This window comes from Streptomyces sp. NPDC050534 (assembly GCF_044457745.1).
Lineage (GTDB): Bacteria > Actinomycetota > Actinomycetes > Streptomycetales > Streptomycetaceae > Streptomyces.
In genome coordinates, this window is the sequence record NZ_JBITHF010000001.1 from 703,634 (window position 1) to 724,242 (window position 20,609).

General features: G+C 72.3%; 19 protein-coding genes. 6 read left to right on the forward strand and 13 right to left on the reverse strand.

Annotation, left to right across the window (positions count from 1 at the left end):
* Positions 1-15: 15 nt before the first annotated feature.
* The 4 genes from ACIBN2_RS03160 to ACIBN2_RS03175 are packed head-to-tail and all read right to left on the reverse strand — an operon-like array spanning position 16 to position 2,548.
* A complete protein-coding gene (locus ACIBN2_RS03160; RefSeq protein ID WP_399132365.1) occupies positions 16-924 on the reverse strand; it encodes a phosphotriesterase in 909 nt (302 codons plus the stop codon).
* On the reverse strand, positions 921-1,505 hold the full coding sequence (locus ACIBN2_RS03165; protein WP_399132366.1) for a DUF4865 family protein: 585 nt from the start codon (positions 1,503-1,505) through the stop codon (positions 921-923). The genes ACIBN2_RS03160 and ACIBN2_RS03165 overlap by 4 nt, the downstream gene beginning before the upstream one ends.
* Positions 1,506-1,515: 10 nt before the next feature.
* Complete coding sequence (locus tag ACIBN2_RS03170; RefSeq protein WP_399132367.1) at positions 1,516-1,935, reverse strand: cupin domain-containing protein; 420 nt, start codon at positions 1,933-1,935, stop codon at positions 1,516-1,518.
* A gap of 28 nt (positions 1,936-1,963) precedes the next feature.
* Positions 1,964-2,548: a TetR/AcrR family transcriptional regulator gene (locus ACIBN2_RS03175; RefSeq protein ID WP_399132368.1), complete on the reverse strand. Its 585-nt coding sequence runs from the start codon at positions 2,546-2,548 to the stop codon at positions 1,964-1,966.
* Positions 2,549-2,708: 160 nt separating this feature from the next.
* Here ACIBN2_RS03175 and ACIBN2_RS03180 point away from each other — a divergent pair, with 160 nt between their 5' ends.
* From ACIBN2_RS03180 to ACIBN2_RS03190, 3 genes are read left to right on the forward strand one after another with little or no spacing between them, the layout of a single operon-like run.
* Positions 2,709-2,996, forward strand: a complete 288-nt coding sequence (locus ACIBN2_RS03180) for an SHOCT domain-containing protein (RefSeq protein ID WP_399132369.1) — start codon at positions 2,709-2,711, stop codon at positions 2,994-2,996.
* Complete coding sequence (locus ACIBN2_RS03185) at positions 2,993-3,742, forward strand: ABC transporter ATP-binding protein (RefSeq protein WP_399132370.1); 750 nt, start codon at positions 2,993-2,995, stop codon at positions 3,740-3,742. Before ACIBN2_RS03180 ends, ACIBN2_RS03185 begins: the two co-directional genes overlap by 4 nt.
* On the forward strand, positions 3,739-6,300 hold the full coding sequence (locus tag ACIBN2_RS03190) for an ABC transporter permease (RefSeq protein ID WP_399132371.1): 2,562 nt from the start codon (positions 3,739-3,741) through the stop codon (positions 6,298-6,300). Before ACIBN2_RS03185 ends, ACIBN2_RS03190 begins: the two co-directional genes overlap by 4 nt.
* 138 nt (positions 6,301-6,438) lie before the next feature.
* Here the strand turns inward: ACIBN2_RS03190 and ACIBN2_RS03195 are convergent, their stop codons facing one another.
* Together ACIBN2_RS03195 and ACIBN2_RS03200 are read right to left on the reverse strand one after the other, a co-directional pair.
* Entirely contained in the window at positions 6,439-6,969 is a 531-nt protein-coding gene (locus ACIBN2_RS03195) for an ATP-binding protein (protein WP_399132372.1), read from the reverse strand.
* Positions 6,970-7,213: 244 nt separating this feature from the next.
* Entirely contained in the window at positions 7,214-7,537 is a 324-nt protein-coding gene (locus ACIBN2_RS03200) for a hypothetical protein (RefSeq protein WP_399132373.1), read from the reverse strand.
* Between the two features lie 351 nt (positions 7,538-7,888).
* On the opposite strand from ACIBN2_RS03200, the gene ACIBN2_RS03205 reads away from it, so the two are divergent.
* Positions 7,889-9,013: a PLP-dependent cysteine synthase family protein gene (locus ACIBN2_RS03205; RefSeq protein WP_399132374.1), complete on the forward strand. Its 1,125-nt coding sequence runs from the start codon at positions 7,889-7,891 to the stop codon at positions 9,011-9,013.
* A 31-nt stretch (positions 9,014-9,044) separates the two neighbouring features.
* Here the strand turns inward: ACIBN2_RS03205 and ACIBN2_RS03210 are convergent, their stop codons facing one another.
* Together ACIBN2_RS03210 and ACIBN2_RS03215 are read right to left on the reverse strand one after the other, a co-directional pair.
* Entirely contained in the window at positions 9,045-9,515 is a 471-nt protein-coding gene (locus ACIBN2_RS03210) for an SRPBCC family protein (RefSeq protein WP_399132375.1), read from the reverse strand.
* Positions 9,516-9,604: 89 nt separating this feature from the next.
* Positions 9,605-10,423: a DeoR/GlpR family DNA-binding transcription regulator gene (locus ACIBN2_RS03215; RefSeq protein ID WP_384253892.1), complete on the reverse strand. Its 819-nt coding sequence runs from the start codon at positions 10,421-10,423 to the stop codon at positions 9,605-9,607.
* A gap of 286 nt (positions 10,424-10,709) precedes the next feature.
* Here ACIBN2_RS03215 and ACIBN2_RS03220 point away from each other — a divergent pair, with 286 nt between their 5' ends.
* Entirely contained in the window at positions 10,710-13,064 is a 2,355-nt protein-coding gene (locus tag ACIBN2_RS03220) for a hypothetical protein (RefSeq protein ID WP_399132376.1), read from the forward strand.
* Here the strand turns inward: ACIBN2_RS03220 and ACIBN2_RS03225 are convergent.
* From ACIBN2_RS03225 to ACIBN2_RS03240, 4 genes are all read right to left on the reverse strand, one after another.
* Positions 13,034-15,469, reverse strand: coding sequence for a right-handed parallel beta-helix repeat-containing protein (locus tag ACIBN2_RS03225; RefSeq protein WP_399132377.1), 2,436 nt, complete (start codon positions 15,467-15,469; stop codon positions 13,034-13,036). The genes ACIBN2_RS03220 and ACIBN2_RS03225 overlap by 31 nt on opposite strands.
* A 109-nt stretch (positions 15,470-15,578) precedes the next feature.
* Positions 15,579-16,184, reverse strand: coding sequence for a hypothetical protein (locus ACIBN2_RS03230; RefSeq protein WP_399132378.1), 606 nt, complete (start codon positions 16,182-16,184; stop codon positions 15,579-15,581).
* A 236-nt stretch (positions 16,185-16,420) separates the two neighbouring features.
* Complete coding sequence (locus ACIBN2_RS03235; RefSeq protein ID WP_399132379.1) at positions 16,421-17,248, reverse strand: MOSC domain-containing protein; 828 nt, start codon at positions 17,246-17,248, stop codon at positions 16,421-16,423.
* 51 nt (positions 17,249-17,299) lie between these two features.
* Positions 17,300-17,740, reverse strand: a complete 441-nt coding sequence (locus tag ACIBN2_RS03240; RefSeq protein WP_399132380.1) for a DUF6643 family protein — start codon at positions 17,738-17,740, stop codon at positions 17,300-17,302.
* Between the two features lie 298 nt (positions 17,741-18,038).
* Here ACIBN2_RS03240 and ACIBN2_RS03245 point away from each other — a divergent pair, with 298 nt between their 5' ends.
* Positions 18,039-19,373 (forward strand): TerD family protein, encoded by a 1,335-nt coding sequence (locus tag ACIBN2_RS03245; protein ID WP_399132875.1) that lies wholly within the window; start codon positions 18,039-18,041, stop codon positions 19,371-19,373.
* Between the two features lie 24 nt (positions 19,374-19,397).
* On the opposite strand, the gene ACIBN2_RS03250 is transcribed toward ACIBN2_RS03245, so the two are convergent.
* Complete coding sequence (locus ACIBN2_RS03250) at positions 19,398-20,597, reverse strand: glycosyltransferase (RefSeq protein WP_399132381.1); 1,200 nt, start codon at positions 20,595-20,597, stop codon at positions 19,398-19,400.
* Between the last annotated feature and the right edge of the window lie 12 nt (positions 20,598-20,609).

Sequence of the window (20,609 nt, forward strand, 5' to 3'; positions counted from 1 at the left end):
CGGGCCACTCCAGTCTCAACGCCAGTCCACGGCGAAGGCCCGGCCGGGATTCGCGGTGAGGATGCGGGCCACCGCCTCCTTGCCCACTGCGGCCTCAAGCCGCGGCCGCAACCGCCGCAGCAGGTACGGCATCCCGGGCCCGCCGTCGACCGACCGCGCGCCGGCGACGACGGTGTCGCCCCCGAGCAGCAGCCGGTGGCCGAATCCGGCCTCCGCCAGGGCGCGTACGGCGTCGGGCATGCGCCAGTCGGTGGCGTGATGTGCGCGTGAGGGGCCGTCGAAGGCCAGCCAGCAGCCGGCCTCCGCGGCCTGGCGCTGCACCGTGAAGTCGGGGGAGCGGTTGAGGTGTCCGAGGATCACGCGGTGCGGTGGGACGCCCAACTCGCCGCACAGCAGGTCCAGTACGTCGAGTGCGCCCGTACCCATCTCCAGGTGGACGGCGATCGGCGCGCCGGTCGCGTGGTGGGCCTCGGCAGCGGCGGTCATGGTCCAGCGGGCGTGCGCGTCCAGGGCGTGGAAGCCGCCCGCGACCTTGACGAGCCCCGCGCGGACAGCCGACGTGCCGATCCCCTCGGTGAGTTCGGAGACGAACACCTCGGCGAGCGTGCCGCGCACCTCCTTGAGCAACTCCGGTGCGTAGTGCGCAGCTTGGTGCAGTCCGGTCGCGCACACAACGTGGACACCCGTCGACCGCGACAGCGCGGGCAGGTCCGCGGCCCGCCGCCCCATCCCGTAGGGGGTCCACTGCACGACCGCCGTCCCGCCCGCCGCGCCGAAAACCTCCAGCTCGGCCCGCGCGGCGCGGGCGTCGTTCAGCTCCTGGCCGGGCAACTGCGGGCTGCTGATGAAGAGATGGTCGTGCGCGTCGCACACGCCCAGCTCCTCGGGCCGGATGTCGCCCAGCACCGTACGGACGCCGCTCACCACTGCCTCCCGCGCGGCAGCCGGTCGCGCCCCGGCGCCGACATGTGCAGCACCTCGAAGACGTCGCCGTCGGCCTTGGGCGTGTCCTGCTCCCAGAGCGAGAAGTGGACGAGCTCCCAGCGGCTCGTGTCCACGGCGGCGGCCGACAGCACGGCCCCGTCCTCACCGGCCAGCCGCGCGACCTCGGCCACCGCCTCCGCCATCACCCCGGCCAACTGCACGCCGTCCGGGACCCGTTGTCGGCGCCGTACCGCGAACCGCGCCGGTGCGCCCGCGGCGCCGCCCTCCTCGTAGGCAAGACCGCTCCACTGCCGGACCGCGGGCCGTCCGAAGTCGTCGCTGAGGCTCTGGAAGGCGCCGCCCCACAGGAAGGCGTTCATGCCCTCCATGGTGTTCCAGAGGTAGAAGGGCGCGTACTGGTTGACCGGCGAGCCGTTCACCCCGCGCTCGCGCAGCAGGTAGGTCTTGAAGCCGAGACCCTCCCAGTCGTCGAGCAGATGCCCGATGCGGGCGACGCGGCCGCGGACGATGCCCGTGTCGTAGTCGGCGGGCAGAGTCAGCTCGTACTGCATTGCGTGCATCGATGCCTCCTCAGGCGGGGGTGTCGGGCGAGCAGCCAGCGAGGTACTCCTCGGGGCCGACCTGTGCGTCCCACTCCGTGGTGGTGCCGTCCTCGGCGGCCTCGACGACCGCGAGATGCGTCATGAAGGTGCGCGGCCCGGCGCCGTGCCAGTGCCACTCGTCCGGCTCGATCCACACCGTGTCGCCCGCGCGGATCGCCTCGACGTCACCGCCCTTGCGCTGTACCAGCCCTTCGCCCTCCAGGACGTGCAGCACCTGGCCGTGCGGATGGCGGTGCCAGGCGGTGTGCGCGCCGGGCGCGAAGTGGACGTTGAACATGCGCAGTCGGGACGGTGCCGGGGGCGCGGCGATCTCGTCGAGCCACACCGAACCGGTGAAGTTCCTGGCCGGACCCTGCTGGGTGTCGGGACGGTGCCTCGTGATGTGCACGTGCGTGTGCTCCTGTCGGGTGTGAGACCTATCGGGGGGCGAGAAGGGACAACAGGCCCCGGACGGCGGCGTCGAAGGCGGTGGGGGAGCCGGAGGCGCGGGCGAGGACGTAGCCGCCCTGGACGGTCGCGAGGACGGTCGCGGCGATCTCCTCGCCGTCCAGCGAGGGCGCGAACTGCCCCTGCTCCTTGCCCTCTTCGACGATCCCGGCGATCAGCTCGCGGATGGCGTCGAGCGTCTCGTCGACCGGCGCCCGGAGTTCGTCGCTGGCGATCACGTCCGGATCCATCGTCAGCCGCCCGACCGGGCAGCCGCGCAGCACGTCGCGCTCGCGCCGCAGATACGCCTCGATGCGCTCGTACGGCGTCCCCGGCCCGCGCAGTACTCCCTCGGCGGTGGCCCGCAGTTCCGCCGCGGTCCGCCGGATCGCCGCCAGCGCGAGATCCGGCTTTCCCTTGAAGTGGTGGTACATGCTGCCCTGCCCCGCGCCCGAGCGCTCCAGGATCGCCTTGGGGCTGGTGCCCACGTAACCGCGCTCCCACAGCAGCTCACGGGTGGACTCGATCAACCGCTCCGATGTGGTCTCCGAGGTGCTCATACGGCCACTGTACATACTAGTAGTTACAGAAGTCGAGACATCGGGAAGCAGCGGAAACAGCCCCGCGTACTCCCGGGGAGGTACGCGCAGTGCCGCTGGCCGTACGACGACCAGGGGCCCTCTCCGGCGAGAGTCTCGAGACACACCCCAACGGCCATCCGGGAGATGACTCGAGATGCAGACACTTGCGAACTGGAACGGCGGCCCCGGCCCCTGGATCCTCTTCTTCCCGCTGATCTGGGCAGCCGTCGTGGTCGGCGCCGTGACGCTGCTGCGCCGCACCGTGTGGCGCGGCCGAGGAGGCCCGTGGCGCGCCATGGCGGACGGCCGCCCCACCGGCGACTCGCCGATCGCCGTGCTCGGACGCCGCTTCGCCTCCGGCGAGATCGACGAGGACGAGTACTGGCGCCGGCTGTCCGTCCTGGACGAGCAGTTCGGCCGCACGAAGGGCGGTGCGGCGTGACCACCACGACCGCGATCCGCACGGCCGCCCGGGTCGTCGACGCCGTGAAGGTCTACGGCCGTGGCGACACCGAGGTGAGGGCCCTGGACGGGGTGAGCGTCGACTTCCCGGTCGGCCGCTTCACCGCGATCATGGGGCCCTCGGGCTCCGGCAAATCCACCCTGATGCACTGCGCGGCCGGCCTCGACACGCTCACCTCGGGCGCCTGCTACGTCGGCGACACCGATCTGGGCGGCCTCGACGACCGCCGCCTCACCCTCCTGCGCCGCGACCGCGTCGGTTTCGTCTTCCAGTCCTTCAACCTGGTGCCCACCCTCACGGTCGCGGAGAACATCACGCTGCCGCTGGACCTGGCGGGCGGGAAGGGCGACCGGGAGTGGATCGACGCGCTGATCGACGTCGTCGGCCTGCGTGACCGCCTGCACCACCGGCCCACCGAACTCTCCGGCGGCCAGCAGCAACGCGTCGCCGTGGCACGGGCGTTCGCGGGACAGCCCGACGTCGTCTTCGCAGACGAGCCGACCGGCAACCTCGACTCCCGCTCCGGCGGGGAAGTCCTGGGACTGCTCGGCCGGGCCGTGCGCCAGACCTCCCGCACGGTGGTCATGGTCACGCACGATCCCGGGGCCGCCGCCCACGCCGACGAGGTCGTCTTCCTCGCCGACGGACGTCTGGTCGACCGTATGGAATCCCCGACCGCCGACAAGGTCCTGGACCGCATGAAAGCCTTCGAGGTGCCCTCATGAACGCCGCCGTACGTCTGAGCGCGTCCTCCCTGCGCGCCCACAAGCGGCGCTTCGCAGGGACCTTCCTCGCCGTGTTCCTGGGCGTCGCCTTCCTCGCCGGCACGCTGGTCATGGGCGACACGCTGCGCGCCAGCTTCGACTCGATGTTCGGCAGCGCGACCAGCGGCACGGACGCCGTGGTGCGCGGCGCCGACGCCATCACGACACCCGGCGACAGCCAGGGCGTACGCCGCCCCGTGAACACCGGCCTGGTGAACACCCTCGACAAGGTGCCGGGCGCGGCGGCCGCCGCGCCCGACATCGAGGGCGCCGGCCAGCTCGTCGGCAAGAACGGCAAACCCGTCGGCGGACAGGGCCCGCCCACCCTCGCCGGCAACTGGATCACCGACCCCGAGCTCAACCCGTACCAGCTCGCCGTGGGCCGCGCCCCGCAGAAGACCGGCGAGGTCGTCGTCAACCGCGGCGCCGCGAAGAAGGGAGACCTGAAGATCGGCGACACGACGACGCTGCGCACGCCCGATCCGGTCGAGGTGACCGTCGTCGGCCTCGCGACCTTCGGCGGCGAGGACGGCATGGCGCAGGTGACCTTCACCGGCATGACCCGCGCCGACGCCGAGAAGTACCTCACGGCCAGGTCCGGTGAGGCGGCGAGCATCAAGGTGCGCGCCGGACCCGGTGTGAGCGAGAAGGACCTCGTCGGCCGGTTGACTCCCGTACTGCCCAAGGGGGTTGAGGCCATCACCGGTCAGGCGGCGGCCCAGGAGAACACCGACATGATCTCCAGCCAGTTCCTGACCGTCTTCACCACCTTCCTGCTGGTGTTCTCGGGCATCGCCCTGCTGGTCGCGACGTTCTCCATCCACAACACCTTCGCGATCGTCGTCGCCCAGCGCACCCGCGAGAACGCCCTGCTGCGGGCCCTGGGCGCCTCCCGCCGCCAGGTCACCGTCACCACCCTGGCCGAGGCCGCGGTCGTCGCCGTGACCGCCTCCGCGGCCGGTCTGGCGGGTGGCGTCGGCATCGCCGCCGGCCTTCAGGCTCTCTTCCCGGCCATCGGATTCCCCTTCCCCGACGGCAACTTGGTGATCAGCGCCCTGTCCATGGTGCTGCCGCTCGCGGTCGGCATCCTGGTCTGCCTCGGCTCCGCGATGCTGCCCGCCGCACGGGCCGGCCGCACCGCCCCGCTGGCCGCACTGCGCGAGACGGCCGTCGACGCCTCCGGCGCCTCCCGTACGCGTGCCGTCACCGGCTCGGGCCTCGCCGCCCTGGCCGTCGCCGCCACGCTCAGCGGTGTTCTGGTGTCACCGTCCCTGTGGATGGCGGGACTTGGCGCCGTGCTGGCCCTGGTGTCCTTCGTGGTCCTCGGCCCGGTCGCCTCCAGCACGGTCGTCCGCATCCTCGGCGGCCCCCTCGACAGGCTCCGCGGCGTCACCGGCGGCCTCGCCCGGCGCAACGCCCTGCGCAGCCCCAGGCGGACCGCCGCCACCGCGAGCGCCCTGATGATCGGAGTCGCGGTCGTCTCGCTGTTCACCGTCTTCGGTGCCTCGCTGAAGGCGACCATGGACCAGACCGTGTCCCGGTCCTTCGCCGGCGACGTCGCCGTCAGCACCCCGTCGTTCGGCGCGGGCGGCAGCGGCCTGAGCCCGCGCCTCGCCGGAGCGATCCAGCGGCTTCCGGAGGTCGACACGGCCGTAGGACTGGGCCGGGGAGTCGCCCAAGTGGACGGCAAGGGAAGGGCATTGACCGTTACCGATCCCGTGGCCCTGGAGCGCACCTTCGACCTCGGCAAGGTCAACGGGACACTTCGCGACCTCGGCACCGACGGCATCGCCGTCACCAGGGCGGAGGCCGGCAAACAGCACCTGGCCACCGGCGGGAAGGCCCAACTCACCTTCACCGACGGCAAGAAGCAGACCTTCATCGTCCGCGCGGTCTACGGTCAGTCCGAACTCGCCGGCGACTACGTCATCACCCGCGCCGCCTGGGCCCCGCACCGCACCCAGGACTCCGACACCCTCGTCGCCGTCTCCTTCAAGGACGGCGTGAGCACGGACGCGGGCAAGGCCGCCGTACAGAAGGTCGCCGTGCACTACGGCAGCCCCGAGGTGCAGACACGCGCCGACTACGCGCAGTCCTCGGCCGGCGGCATCGACATGATGCTCACCCTCGTCTACGCCCTGCTCGCCCTCGCGGTCCTCATCGCCCTGCTGGGCATCGCCAACACCCTGACCCTGGCGATCCACGAGCGCACCCGCGAGCTGGGCCTGCTCAGGGCGGTCGGCCAGACCCGTTCGCAGCTACGGGCCATGGTGCGCTGGGAGTCGGTGCTCGTCGCCGCCTTCGGCACGGCCGGCGGCCTCGGCCTCGGTGCCTTCCTGGGCTGGGTACTGGTCAGGGCGTCCGACGGCGCGAGCGACAGTTCCTTCGCCTTCGCCATCCCGCCCGTGCAGCTCGTGATCGTGGCGCTGGTGGGTCTCCTGGCAGGTGCCCTCGCGGGCTGGCGCCCGGCCCGGCGGGCGGCTCGGCTGGACGTGTTGCGCGCCATCGCCACCGAGTGACTCCCGGCCGCGGAGCGGAGGTCGAGGTCCGCGGCCGCTCACGCCCACGGCAAGGGCCGTCCGGCCTGACGTGCAGCCGACGCGCCGGCCTGAGGCGCCCCCGAGGGCGAACGGCCGTCCAATACAGTCACCGCCCGGTCAACCGGCAACGGCGGACCGGGCGGGAGCGTGTGCGGACCTGTGGGCGTCGACGGCGTGCTCGACCTCCGCGAACCGGCGGGCAGGCTTCTCGGCCGTACGGCGCGGAGGGCGGGCCGGCGGTGCGACCGGTGCCGGGGCGGTGGGCAGCGTGAACCAGACGACCTTGCCCGAATCGCCGTCCGGGCGGACGCCCCAGCTCTCGCTCACCGCGGCCACCATGGCGAGCCCGCGCCCGGTGGTGGCGGACGTCTCCACGTCCCGGACCTCGGGCAGCCGTGGGTCGTGGTCGCGCACCGAGACCATGAGCCGGTCCAGCAGCAGCTCTATCTCCACGGTGCACAGCTTGTCGGGCTGGGCGTGCAGGTGGACGTTGGTCAGCAGCTCCGTCACACCGAGCGCGGCGCGGTCGATGAGCGAATCCATATGCCAGTAGCGCAACTGCGCAGAGACGATTCTGCGGACCTGGCCGATCCGCGACGGCAGGGCTTGCAGCTCTACCGTGCAGTGCCTGCTTGGGTGACTGATCACGGCTGCGACTCCCCGACTGAAGAGGTCCGGAAGAACACGGAAGACGGATCCAGCAGGGCCTGAGTGGAACGGCTGCCTGCTGTCGTGCCCGGCGGCTGGTTCGCAGCGTTATCGCCGGTAAACCCAGAGTGACGTGGGACCAGCGTGACGCAGGGGGCGCGGTAGCGCAACTCGCCGTCGGCTGGGCCGATCGGAGGGCGCGCTCCGCCACCGCGACTGCGGGCCGTGGTCCCCAGGGGCCCTTTCAGGCGCTGCGCCCCGCCGCCTTGCGCACGGCCTCGATGAACCGGCGTGCCGCGGGCGGCCCCACCTCGCCGGGTGCCGGGTCATGGTCGCCCAGGGTCAGCAGATAACGCTTGCCGTTGAGGTCCGCCAGTGCCCGGTCCTCCGCGGCGAACCAGGGTTTGGAGGCGCGCACCGCCTGCACCGGAGCACTGTCGATCTCGGTGCCGTAGCTGGTGAGCAACGCGAGCCTGCCGTCGCTGATCCGGACCTGCCCGGCCCGGGTGAGCGAACGCAGCCGTTTGCCGATCCGCACGCCCGTGGCCGTGAACTCCGGCTCCGCCATGCCGCCGCCCCCTTGTGCGCGTCCGGTGCGCTGGACCGTGCTCCTGCGTGGGTCATGATCCAGCTCGTGTCGAGTTCCAGTGTGCGCCCCCGTTCGGTGCGGTTTGCCCGCACCTGCGGTGCAGTCTGCACGCACCCGGCGTCGAGCACCAGTACGCAGGGCGCCCTCGGACGGAGCGCGCGGAGCATTCGCGCGAATGCGCCCCCACGCCCGCCCGCCCCGCACCCCAGGTGGTCCTTTGAGCCGCCCAAAGTTGCGTTTATGCAGGTGAGAAGCGTGCGGAAGGTGCTTATGATCGGTGCGCCGGCCGCGCGACGCGCCGTCGGCGCCCAGCGTAAGGAGCACCCCGTCGTGAGCACCCCCCAGCAGACACGGTCCGCCGAAACCCTCGACGTCGACCACAGCGACGCGGCCTACCGCGCCTGGCTGAAAGAGGCCGTCCGCAAGGTCCAGGCCGATGCCAACCGCTCGGCCGACACCCACCTCCTGCGCTTCCCGCTGCCCGAGAAATGGGGGATCGACCTGTACCTCAAGGACGAGTCGACGCACCCGACCGGCAGCCTCAAACACCGGCTCGCCCGCTCGCTCTTCCTCTACGGCCTGTGCAACGGCTGGATCCGGCCGGGCCGTCCGGTGATCGAGGCCTCCAGCGGCTCGACGGCCGTCTCCGAGGCGTACTTCGCGGGGCTGATCGGCGTCCCCTTCATCGCCGTCATGCCGCGCACGACGAGCGCCGAGAAGATCCGTCTGATCGAGTTCCACGGCGGGCAGTGCCACTTCGTGGACGACTCGCGCAGGATGTACGAGGAGTCGGCCCGACTCGCGGTGGAGAGCGGCGGCCACTACATGGACCAGTTCACCTACGCGGAACGGGCCACGGACTGGCGCGGCAACAACAACATCGCCGAGTCCATCTTCCGCCAGCTGGAGCTCGAACGATTCCCCGAGCCCGCGTGGATCGTGGCGACGGCCGGCACCGGCGGCACCTCGGCGACCATCGCGCGCTACGTCCACTACACCCAGCGCGACACCCGGATCTGTGTGGCCGATCCCGAGAACTCCTGTTTCTTCGAGGGCTGGACCACCGGAGATCCGGACGTCACCTGCGACTGCGGCTCCCGTATCGAGGGCATCGGCCGTCCCCGTATGGAACCGAGCTTCGTGCCGGGCGCCGTCGACCGGATGATGAAGGTGCCTGACGGGGCGAGCGTGGCCGCCGTACGGGCGCTGGAGCGGGCCATCGGGCGCAAGGCGGGCGGCTCGACGGGCACCGGACTGTGGAGCGCGCTGAAGATCGTCGCCGAGATGGTGGCGCAGGGGCGGCAGGGGAGCGTGGTGACGCTGCTGTGCGACCCGGGCGACCGGTATCTGGACAAGTACTACTCGGACGCATGGCTCGCCGAGCAGGGCCTGGACATCGAGCCGTACACGGCGGCGATCCGGTCCCTGCTGGAGACGGGCGTCTGGCCCGGCTGAGGGCCTGCGGCTTGGTGCCGGCGTCGAGTCGCTAGGAGGCGAGGCGCCGGTCCAGCGAGGTCGTCGCGTCCCGGAACGCCCGGCCCAGGCCCGCGCGGGCCGCCTTCAGGACGAGACGGAACGGTGCCGTCCCGTCGGCGGCGAAGGTCCAGCGCACGCGCGTGCCGGTGCCGGCCGGGGTGAGGTGCCACTCCTCGGCCAGGGCCCGCATGCCGGGTGCGTTGGTCACGTCGACGCGGTAGGCGTACAGCTCCGCCTCCTTCGCCGCGAGCACCGTCTCCTCGAAGCGCGTGCCGCCCTTGAGCCGCACCTCGCGCCGGGCGCCGTCGTCGAGGGGCCGGGCCAGCGTCACCGCCGCGAACCACTCCGTCCAGCCGGGCACATCCTCGGCCAGCGCGCGGAACACCGCCTCCGGCGCGGCCTCGATCTCCCGTGTGAAGACGAGACGTACGGGCGCGGTCTCGACGAAATCGAGCCCGACGGGGCGCAGACGGTGAGCCATGGACACGAACTCCTCGGCGCAAGAAGGCGGTTGACCGGGCCCCATCACGATATTTGACGGGCCGTCAGTTGTCTGCCCCGCGGCGGGGATCAGTTCTCCGGCTCTCCCGCCACCACCAGCTGGGGCAGGTGCTCGGAGATCTCCTCGCGGGCGTCCCCCGGCAGCCCCGCGTCCGTCACCAGCGTGTCGACCTGCTCCAGCGCCGCGAACGAACTCAGGCCCACCACACCCCACTTGGTGTGGTCGGCGACGACCACGACCCGCCGCGCCGACTGCACCAGGCGCCGGTTGGTCTCGGCCTCCGCGAGGTTCGGCGTCGACAGACCGGCCTCGACCGATATGCCGTGCACACCGAGGAACAGCACGTCGAAGTGGAGCGCGGCGATCGCCTGGTCGGCCACCGGCCCCACCAGCGAGTCGGAGGGCGTGCGCACCCCGCCCGTCAGCACGACGGTGGCCGCGCCCTGCCGGGGTCCCGAGGTGCGCTGCGCCGCGTGGAAGACATCGGCCACCCGCACCGAGTTGGTCACAACCGTCAGATCCGGCACGTCCAGCAGCTGATGCGCCAGCGCGTACGTCGTCGTACCGCCCGACAGTGCGATCGCCGTGCCCGGCGCGACCAGCTGGGCCGCCGAGCGCGCGATGTCCTCCTTGGCCGTCAGTTCCAGGCCCGACTTGGCCTCGAAGCCCGGCTCGTGCGTGCTCGCCTCCACGACCGGGACCGCGCCGCCGTGCACCTTCTCCAGGACGCCCTGGCGGGCCAGCGCGTCGAGGTCGCGGCGCACGGTCATGTCCGACACGCCGAGCTTGCGGGTCAGCTCGTTGACCCGGACCCCGCCCCGGCGCCGGACCTCCTCCAGGATCAGGGAGCGCCGCTGCTCCGCGAGGAGGTTCTGATTCTCACTCACGTACGCTCCGGTCCTTTCGCCTCAAGCCGTCCGACACGCCGCGCACACCTGCTCCGACAAGGACATTCTCCCAAGCCCCGGTGTGCGGGTGTCCCATCCTCGCACGGGTGGGCACCCACCACGCCACTGACCCGACGCGCGCATGTCACCGTGGCCACATCTGTTCCCCGCATGTCACCCGGATCGGGGAGATTCCGTGGTCGCCGGTGTAATCCCTGCTCAAAGCGGAGATCCTTGTGCCCGCACGGACACAAGCCGACGGCGCGTCACGGGGGAAGTGCGAACAGTGGAACGTGCGCAGGAACGGGTCTCGACCGACGGCCCCGACCAGGGAGCCGAAGCATCCACGACCGCCCTGGAACTCCTGGTCCACGGCGTGGGCGGCACCACGCCCCAGGAGATGCTCAACGATCCGAGCACGGTGCGGATCACCGGTGACGACACGGCGGCCGTCTTCCGGCGTGCCGAGGACGTCGACGCCGAGAGCCGGCCCGAGGACTACCGGGGCAGGCCGGTGCCGGAGGCGTACGTCTGGTGCAACCTCACCTCCGGCAACAGCGCACGCGCCCTGTGGCTGTTGCTGCTGCCGTTCATGGTCGTCAACCTCGCCCACTGGATGCGCCCCAACACCCGCGGCCGCAGACGGACGGTGCGGTTGTACGGGCTGCTGGTGCGGCTCGCCGGGCTGACCCTGACGGTGCTGTTCGTCGCGGCCGCCTGCGAGGTGGCCCTGGACCTGGCGGCCTGGCAGTGCGCGGGCACGCACGCGTGCGCCGATCGGCACACCTGGCTGGGCTTCCTGTCGCCCGATGTGTCGCACGACGGCTGGTGGAGCATGCCGGGCCGCCGCCTCGCCCTCGCGGCCGTGGTGCCCGCCGCGCTCACCGGCCTGCTGTGGTACCTGTCCCGCCGTACCTGGAGCGCCTACGAGTCGGTGCGGCCGATGCCCCACCGGGCCGAGCCGGACGAGGACACCGGCCGCAGCGGCCTGGGCAGTCCCGGCTTCTGGTACGGCCGCCGGCTGGTCGCCCGGCTGCGCGCCGCCCACACCGCGGCGGGCCTGCTCACGGTCGCCGCGGCGGTCGGCTCGTCCGCGGCGCGTCACGACCGCGCGCCCGGCGGACCCGCCCTCCTCGACACCCTCGGCTGGCTCCTCCTCGCGGCGATCCTCGCCGCCGCCGCCGTCGTGCTGGGGGTGATCTGCCGCCGCGGCCGCAGCGAGAACCGCCTCGACCAGGAGCTCGACAAGCACCTCGTACGACGACTGCCGCTCGCCGCGCTCGTCCTGCTGCTGCTCGCCGCGCTCTACGCCGGATGGGAGCGGCCGGGGTGGCACTCGACGGGCCGGCTGCTCGGCGGCGGCATCACCTTCGGCGGTATCGCCCTGGTCCAGGGCGCCCTCGTCATCGCCCTCGCCGTGGTCGCCCGCGTGCTGTACCGCACCCGCCCCGACCGGCGCGCCGCCCTGAACGGCCTGGCCGGTCCGGCCGTCGCCACGCTCGCCTGCGCGCTGGGCGGCGTGATGTCGGGCGGTGTCGCCCAGCGGGTGTCGGACTGGCTGGACGGCACGGGCACCTTCCTCGCCGGCCCGCCGGTGCTGCTGACCTGGCAGGCCTCCGTGATCCCCGTGCTGCTCCTCGTGCTGTTCGTGTTCTGCGGCTGGCTGGGCCGGCGGGCCTGGCTGCTGCGCCGCGTCGAGCTGGGCGAGGTGCAGCTGGACTACCCCTCGGAGCCCAGGGACGCCGCCCGCACCAGCAGTATCGCCTCCACGCGCGCGCTGGCCACGCTCACCGACCGGGCCCCGCTGCTGATCGCCGTCGTGGCCGGCACGACCCTGCTGCTCGGTGCCGGAGCCATCGTCGGCGCGAAGATGACCGACGAGGCCCCCGCACCGGCCGCCCGGAGCGCGTACGCCTTCGTGCACGGAACAGCGCAGACCGCGCAGGCCCTGGGGTCCTGGCTGATCGGCCTGGGCTTCATACTCTTCGTCACCTGGGGCAGGCGCGCCTACAAGGACGCCTCCGCCCGGCGCACCATCGGCATCCTGTGGGACGTCGGCACCTTCTGGCCGCGCGCCGCCCACCCCTTCGCCCCGCCCTGCTACGCCGAACGTGCGGTCCCCGACCTCACCTGGCGGATGGCGACCTGGACGCGGGCCACCGGCGGCCGCCTCGTCATCTCCGGCCACTCACAGGGCAGCGTGCTCGCGGCGGCCGCGGCGTGGCAGCTCGAGCCCTCCGACCGCAAGCGAGTCGCCCTGCTCACCTACGGCTCCCCGCTCGAACGCCTCTACGGCCGCTGGTTCCCGGCTCATTTCGGCCCCGCCGCGCTCACCTCGCTGCATCATGAGGTCGACTGCTGGCGCAACCTGCACCGGCTCACCGACCCGATCGGCGGCCCGGTCCGCCTGCCCGGCGACTGCGGGCCCGAGGTGGACCGACCGCCGCTGAAGGACCCCCTCGCCTACGGCCGCACCGCGGCGCACCCGCTGCCCGCGCCGATCCTGGGCCACTCCGACTACCAGGCCGACCCGGCCTTCGCCGAGGAGCGGGAGCGGCTGCTGGCCCGGCTGCGGCCGGAGGTACCGACCCCGCGCCCCGCGGCGGGTGCTCAGGAGGATTCGGGCAGATCCTCGGCGTAGAGAAGGGTCAGGTCGTCGGTGGTGGGCTCCTCGAACTGGGCGACCCGGCTCGCGTGCCGCTCCACCATCGCCTCGAAGGTCTGGCGGGCGGTGCGGCCGTTGCCGAACGCCGGGCCCTTCGGGATCGCCGTGAAGTACTTCAGCAACGCCTCGGCGGTGCCCGCCGCCAGCCGGTACTCGTGCTCGTCGGCCTGCTGCTGGACGATCCGCAGCAATTCCTCCGGGTCGTAGTCGCTGAAGGTGATGGTCCGTGAGAAACGGGACGCCACACCGGGGTTGACCGAAAGGAAGCGCTCCATCTCGGCCGTGTAGCCCGCGACGATCACCACGACCGCGTCGCGGTGGTCCTCCATCAGCTTCACCAGGGTGTCGATGGCCTCCCGGCCGAAGTCGCGGCCCGAGTCCTCGGGCGAGAGCGCGTACGCCTCGTCGACGAACAGCACACCACCGCGCGCCCGGTCGAAGGCCTCCTGGGTGCGGATCGCCGTCGAGCCGATGTGCTCGCCGACCAGGTCGACGCGGGAGACCTCGACGAGATGGCCCTTCTCCAGCACGCCGAGCGAGGCGAGGATCTCGCCGTAGAGCCGGGCCACGGTGGTCTTGCCGGTGCCGGGGGAGCCCGTGAAGACCAGATGCCGCTTGACCGAGGCCGCCTTCAGGCCTGCCTGCTGGCGGCGCCGGCCCACCTCGATCATGTCGGTCAGCGCCCGCACCTCGCGTTTGACGCTCTCCAGGCCCACCAGCGCGTCGAGTTCACCGAGCACGGCCTTCGACGTCCGCGCCGGCGGCTCGGGCTGGGCGGCGGAGAGCAGCGGTTCCTGCTCGGTGGTGCGCTGGCCGGGGATGGCTCCCAGCAGGCCGGGAGTCTGGACGGCCGTCTGCACCGCGGTCTCGTGGGCCGCGGGCGGCGTGAGGCCCGCACTCTCGTCGCTGGTGCACTCCTCGACGACGGGGCCGGTGCCGGGCGCCGCGTCGCCGGCCTCCGCGAACTCGTAACCGCCGCGCGCGCACCGCTCCGTACGGCACTTCCTCAGCGTCGTACGGCTGCCGTCGATCACATGGAAGCCGTAACCGCCGCTGCCCGTCACGCGGCAGCCGAGGAAGCTGCCGCGGCCGCCCGCCGACACGTAGAACCCGGCCTCCGCGGGGGAGTCGACCGTGCAGCGCTCGATGGTGGGGTCGGCGCCCTTGGTGACGATCACGCCGGTCTGGGTGCCGTCGATGGTGCAGCTGTTGAGGGTGCCGCCGCTGCCGTGGTCGCGGAACCAGGCGCCCGTCGCGGCGTCCCGGATACGGCAGTCGTCGAGCTGCGCGGTGGCGCCGTCGCTCACCGACACGGCGGTGTTGCGCACCTGGGACAGGTCGGTGTCGACGACGTCCGCGCGCGAGCCGCGGTCGAGCACGAACAGGGCGTCGGGCACGTCGTGCACCCGACAGGATTCGAGCACGGCCGTGGCGCCGTCGCTGACCCACACCGCCGGGTAGTCACCGGTGCTGTCGAAGATCTCGCACTGGTTGGCGTCCACGCGCGTGCCCGGATCCCACACCGACAGGCCGTTGCGCCCGAACTGACGCACCGTCGTGCGGGTCAGGGTGAGCACCGAGCGCGAGCGCAGGTCGACGGCGTTCTCCGGGATGTCGTGGATACGGCAGTCGGCCAGGGTGAGCACCGCGTCCGTGTCGAGCGTGACACCGTCCGCCGTCGTGCGGTGCACGTCGCAGTCCGTCAGGTGCGCGGTGGCCCGGCCGGTGATCTGGAGGCCGCTGCCCCGGACCTCGTAGATCTCACAACCCAGCGCTTCCACAGCGGTGTTCTCGCCGGTCGCGGACAGGCCCGCGCCCGAGGCGTGGTGGATCCGGCAGCGTTCCAGGCGCGGATGGGCACCGCCGCGGACCGCGAAGCCCGCCTGACCGGCGGCCACGATCTCGCACTCCTCGAACACCCCGCCCCCGCCGTCGAGTACGGCCACACCGATGCCCGCCGGGTTGTCGACGGTGCACCGCCGCACGGTGGGCCGCGCGCCCGCGCGCACCTCGATCCCCGCCGCGGACCGGGTGACGACGCGGATGTCCAGCAGCTCCGGCGTGCCCTCCTCGACCAGCAGGGCGGGCGCCGCCCCGTCCTGGCCCTCCACGTGCAGGTCCTGGACCACGGCCGAGGCACACACGGTCAGCGGCACCCCGTCCACGGGCGCGATCCGCACCGAACCGGGGGACCCCTCGGGCCCGCGCAGTGTCACCGACCGCTGCACCACGAGGTTCTCCCGGTAGGTGCCGGGGGCGACGGTGAGGACGTCACCGTCCGCGGCGGCCTCCAGGGCGGCGGCGAGCGACGTGTACTCACCCGTACGGCGCCGCCACCTCGATGTGCCGGTGTGCGTCACCTGGACCGTGCCCTGTGCCATGGCGCTGCTGTGCCCCCCACCTCGTGATACGCGGGTTGATGCCGAAGGGATCGGCCCGCTCCACCGTAGCGTGCGCGCGGGTGGTGGGTTGACCAGAGCCGGAAGGCCGTCAGCTGCCGGCGCCGGTCCTGCCCCAGTCCGGGCCCGCCTTGTCCCAGGCCTGGTCCCAACGGGCGTACCGGCGACGGGTCATGCGCCAGACGATCAGCCGGCGGCCCCCCTCGATGGCGCCCGCGGTGAGCATGGCGGCACCGAACCCGGCGAGCACCGCATGCGTCGTCGCCGTCGCGGGGTCCAGCGGCCGGGCCACTATCCGGCCGTGCGGGTCCGTCCATATGCCGAAGTGGTCGCCGCGGTGCGGGGACTTGAGCTCCGCCATGGCGGCGCCGTGGTGACCGGAGCCGTCCGGCGCGGTCCAGTCGGCGATCACACGGCTGCGCAGGTCGCGCGCCGACGACGTCTCGGGGTCGGTGTCCAGCGGGGATCGGTCCAGCTTGCGCACCACCGTGGCCGTCACCAAATGGCGGGCCGCGCGCTGGTCCCGGACGGACTGCTGGAGGGCGTCCTGGGCGATGCCGCCGACGAAGGAGCCGATCACGGGTGCGGCGACGAGGATCAGCAGCAGCGCCACCAAGGCCAGCCAGGCCTCTGCCAGATCGCTCGTGCGGCGCAGCGGATTGTGCCGCCAGCGCCAGAGTCCGCTGATTGTGCGCACCGTCCCGCACCCCCTTCCCCGCTCCGTCTTAACCCCCGGGTGAGCAGTTCAGGTGCCGGCCTGGTCGAAGAGAGAGCGAAATCACCCGCTCCTGGCCTCTCATGAACTTCTCACGAAACCCAACGCGCGGGCCCCCGGCCCTGGTTCCCGCCCGCGGGGCCGGGTTCCGATCTTTTCGCGCGGGCCGCCGCGGAGTGGACCGGGGGCCGTACGGCAAGGCCGGTGGGGCGTGGCCGCTAGTCGAGGACCGTCACCGCGTCGCCGACCCGGATCGTCCCGGTGGTCACGGGCACCAGGTTCTGGCCGAAGGCCAGCTTGCCGTCGACGCGGCGGTGGCGGCCCAGCGTGGCGAGCGGCTCCTTGCCGCGTACGGCCGTGTCCTGGTCGGTGGTGGTCACCACGCACCGTCCGCACATCTTGGTGACACGGAAGACGACCTCGCCGATGGCCACGCGGGACCAGTCGTCCTCCGCCCAGGCGGCGGTGCCCTCCACCACCACGTTCGGCCGGAACCGGTTCATGGGCAGCGGGCCCTCGGTCGCGCGCGAGCCCTGCGCGATCAGGGAGTTGAGGGCGTCGAGGGAGGCTGCGGTGGTGAGCAGCAACGGGTACCCGTCGGCGAAGCTGACGGTCTCGCCCGGCCGTGCGTACTCGGGGTCGACGGGCCGGCGCGTGGCCGGATCGTCCATGTGCACCAGGCGCACGTCGGCGCCGAGGTAGTCGCCGCACCAGGTGTGGGCGGCCGCGTCCTCGGCGAGCACGCCTTCGACCTTTTCGCCGAAGATCTCCACCGGGACGGTTCCGGCCGGCCGGGGAACCGGCACGGTCAGCGGATCCATGCCCGGTGCGGACAGGCGTACGCCGCCGCCGGGCACCAACTCGGCGGCGGCAAGCGCGAGGCGCGGCTGCTGACGTTGTGTGACGACCTTTCCCCCGTCGTCGATCAGCGTCCAGCGCCGGTCCCCGGCGAGCCCCCAGGGCTCCACGACGGCTTCCCGGGGCGCGAGGCCCCGGAACGCCTTCACCGGGTGGATGTGTATCGACTGCAGCAGTGGGTTCCCCATGAGGCCATCGTGCCAGGTGACAACGATGGCCAAGAGGGGACCGCGGACGGCTCAGTAGCCGCCGCGGTACTGCTGCTGGCCGTTGTACGGGTCCTGGTACTGGGCCGGGGCGGGCCGGGGAGCCGCGGGACGCATGGCTTCGTAGCCCATGCCGGACGCCATCGGCCGTTGCGGCTGTGGCTGCTGCTGGCCGGGGTATCCGCGCGGTGCGGTGGCCTGTTGCGGGATGTAGGCCGCGGGCGCCTGCTGCAGCGGTGCCGGCTGCTGCGCGTGCGGATAGCCGTAGGTGGGCTGGGAGGAGGGACCCGCCGGAAGGGCGGGAAGGGCCGACGGCAGGGCCGGCAGATAGCTGCCCGGTGCGTCGTACGCGGCGGGGACCCGGATCGGAGCGATCTGAGGGGTGCCCCGCTCGGCGACCAGCCGGTCGTAGATCGGGGTGTCCGGGAAGGCGGAGTAGTAACCGCCGCCGAAGGTGGAGCGGGGGGAGGTCATGGCTCATAAGTTAAGCCCTCGATGTGCTAGTTGGGGAGACCGATAAGAGGGTTGTTTTCAGTGTCCGCAGTGACGCGGGATCCCCAATGCGAGCGAACTTGGCAAAAAGGGGCACCGATCGGCGCCCGAATCCTGTAAAGGCCAGCTCGCGGAGGGTTACCGGCGGGTCGGGCACAGGTGTTCCTGCGCCGCTCGTGGGAGTTCGCCGTCCCACCGAATAGGTTGTGCGGGTAGACAACCCGGAGGGCTGCCGGGACACCGACTGGCGCGCTGAGACGCGATGGGGGCGGACATGTCAATGTCGAAAGGTTCGAATACGCCGGTGCCGACGGCGGCGCTGCGGGTGGAATTGGGCTGGCGTTCCGGACCCGGCGTGCCGGACGCGGACGCCTCGGCGCTTCTGCTGGTGAGCGGCAAGGTCCGTTCCGACGGCGACTTCGTCTTCTACAACCAGGCGGTGCACTCCTCCGGCGCGGTCCGGCACGAGGGCAAGCGCGACGACGGCGGCCGTATCGTCGACACCCTCCTGGTCGACCTCGCGCGCGTGGAGCCCGCGATCGAGACCGTCGTGCTCGCGGCCTCCTCGGACGGCGGCAATTTCGGCCAGGTCCCCGACCTCTACATCGAGGTGCGCGACGCCGCCCAGAACGGCGTGGTGGCCCGCTTCGACAGCACGGGCGCGACCGTCGAGACCGCTTTCGTGCTCGGCGAGTTCTACCGCCGCCAGGGCGCCTGGAAGTTCCGTGCGGTCGGCCAGGGCTACAGCAGCGGACTCGCGGGCCTGGCCACGGACTTCGGCATCGCGGTGGACGAACCGCAGCACGCCGCGCCCTCGGCTCCGCCCCCGGCCGCACCGCCGGTGACCATGCCGCCACCCGTCGCACCTCCGGTGACGATGCCGCCGCCGGTCGCGCCGCCCGTGAACATGCCCCCGCCGGTCGCGCCCCCGGCCGCCGTGCAGCCGCCTCCGCCGCAGGCGCCTGCCGCGCAGCCGGTGCGGTTGACCAAGGTGACGCTCACCAAGGCGGCCCCCGCGGTGTCGCTGGCCAAACAGGGCGGCACCTCGGGCGCCATGCGCGTGAACCTCAACTGGCAGGTGCGCAAGCAGTTCTCCGGCTGGGGCAGCAAGCGCGGCCGCGCGGTCGCCAATCACCGGGACCTCGACCTGGACCTGTGCGCCCTGTACGAGCTCAGCGACGGCAGGAAGGGCGTGATCCAGGCCCTCGGCAACGCCTTCGGGGCGCTGCACCAGCCGCCGTACATCCACCTCGACGGCGACGACCGCACCGGTGCCGTCGAGAGCGGTGAGAACCTCACCGTCAACCTCGACCACAAGCAGGACTTCCGCCGGATCCTCGTCTTCGTGACCATCTACGAGGGTGCGCGCTCCTTCGCGGACCTGCACGCGACGGTCACTCTCATGCCGCAGTTCGGCGCCCCGATCGACTTCTCGCTCGACGAGTGCACCGTCCCCTCGACGGTGTGCGCCCTCGCCCTGATCACCAACACCGGCGGTGACCTGATGGTCCAGCGCGAGGCCCGCTACCTGGTGCCCGAGCGCGGGGTGAGCCCCCAGCGGACCATCGACTACGCCTACGGGTGGGGCATGAACTGGACCCCCGGCAGGAAGTGAACACCCCGGGGTGGGTGCTCGTCCCTAGAGCGGGTGCTCGTCAGTGACGGTGTCCGGGCGCGCGTAGGTGCGACCCTTCCAGGCCGCACCGCGCCCCCGGTAGTGCTGCACCGCGGAGTCGACCGTCATCAGGAGATAGAGGAATGCGGTGAACGGCAACAGGGGAGCGAGCCACAACGGCTGGCGGTAGTAGCGCAGCATCGGCACGTACGTCCCCGTCATCACCAGCCACGCCAGACCGCCGGCGACCCAGGCCGCCGTCTCCCCGGTGACCAGACCCACGACCAGGGCAGCGGGCGGCACCAGATACACCATGGCCAGGCCGATCACCGTCCCGAGCAGCACCAGCGGGTTGTGCCGCAGCTGCGCGTACGCGCTGCGGGACACCATCCGCCACAGGTCGTGCAGCCGCGGATAGGGGCGCACGCTGTCCACCCGCTCGGCCAGCCCCAGCCAGATGCGCCCGCCACCGGCCTTGACCGCGCGCGCCAGCGCCACGTCGTCGATGACGGCGTGACGGATGGCGTCCGGAATCCGCGCCCGCTCGGCGGCCTCGGTGCGCAGCAGCACGCAGCCGCCCGCCGCGGCCGCCGTCCGCGTGCCCTTCCCGCCGATCCGGCGGAACGGGTACAACTGCGCGAAGAAATAGACGAAGGCCGGCACCACGAGCCGTTCCCACAGGCTCTCCACCCGCAGCCGGGCCATCTGCGAGACGACGTCGAAGCCGCCGCCGTGCGCGGCGGCGACCAACTCCCACAGGCTGTCCGGCGCGTGCGCGATGTCCGCGTCCGTCAGCAGCAGATATCCGGGCTCACGCGCGCGTGCCAGAGCGATGCCGTGCCGTACGGCCCACAGCTTGCCCGTCCAGCCGGCGGGCGGCTCGCCGGGGGAGCCGACGGTCAGGGGCAGCCCGCCGTGCGTGTCCGCCAGTTCGCGGGCGAGCGTCCCGGTGCCGTCCGAGCTGCCGTCGTCGACGAGGAAGATCTCCGCCCGGCCCGGATACTCCTGGGCGAGCAGGGACGGCAGGCTCGCCGGCAGCACCTCGGCCTCGTCACGCGCGGGCACGACCACGCAGACCGTTGGCCATACGGCCGGCTCCGCCCGGGGCGGCAGCCGGATGTCCGTACGCCAGAAGAAGCCCTGACAGAGCAGCAGCCACAGCCAGGCGGCGAGTGATACGGCGGCGATCCACACGATGGCGCTCACCCGCGCAGTGTGCCCCACTCCACCGGCCCA

Excerpts from the sequence above, each read along its gene's own strand:
- ACIBN2_RS03165 (WP_399132366.1), bottom strand. The coding sequence starts at position 1,505 with ATGCACGCAATGCAGTACGAGCTGACTCTGCCCGCCGACTACGACACG.
- ACIBN2_RS03175 (WP_399132368.1), bottom strand. The coding sequence starts at position 2,548 with ATGTACAGTGGCCGTATGAGCACCTCGGAGACCACATCGGAGCGGTTG.
- ACIBN2_RS03180 (WP_399132369.1), top strand. The coding sequence starts at position 2,709 with ATGCAGACACTTGCGAACTGGAACGGCGGCCCCGGCCCCTGGATCCTC.
- ACIBN2_RS03190 (WP_399132371.1), top strand. The coding sequence starts at position 3,739 with ATGAACGCCGCCGTACGTCTGAGCGCGTCCTCCCTGCGCGCCCACAAG.
- ACIBN2_RS03200 (WP_399132373.1), bottom strand. The coding sequence starts at position 7,537 with ATGGCGGAGCCGGAGTTCACGGCCACGGGCGTGCGGATCGGCAAACGG.
- ACIBN2_RS03210 (WP_399132375.1), bottom strand. The coding sequence starts at position 9,515 with ATGGCTCACCGTCTGCGCCCCGTCGGGCTCGATTTCGTCGAGACCGCG.
- ACIBN2_RS03225 (WP_399132377.1), bottom strand. The coding sequence starts at position 15,469 with ATGGCACAGGGCACGGTCCAGGTGACGCACACCGGCACATCGAGGTGG.
- ACIBN2_RS03235 (WP_399132379.1), bottom strand. The coding sequence starts at position 17,248 with ATGGGGAACCCACTGCTGCAGTCGATACACATCCACCCGGTGAAGGCG.
- ACIBN2_RS03240 (WP_399132380.1), bottom strand. The coding sequence starts at position 17,740 with ATGACCTCCCCCCGCTCCACCTTCGGCGGCGGTTACTACTCCGCCTTC.
- ACIBN2_RS03245 (WP_399132875.1), top strand. The coding sequence starts at position 18,039 with ATGTCGAAAGGTTCGAATACGCCGGTGCCGACGGCGGCGCTGCGGGTG.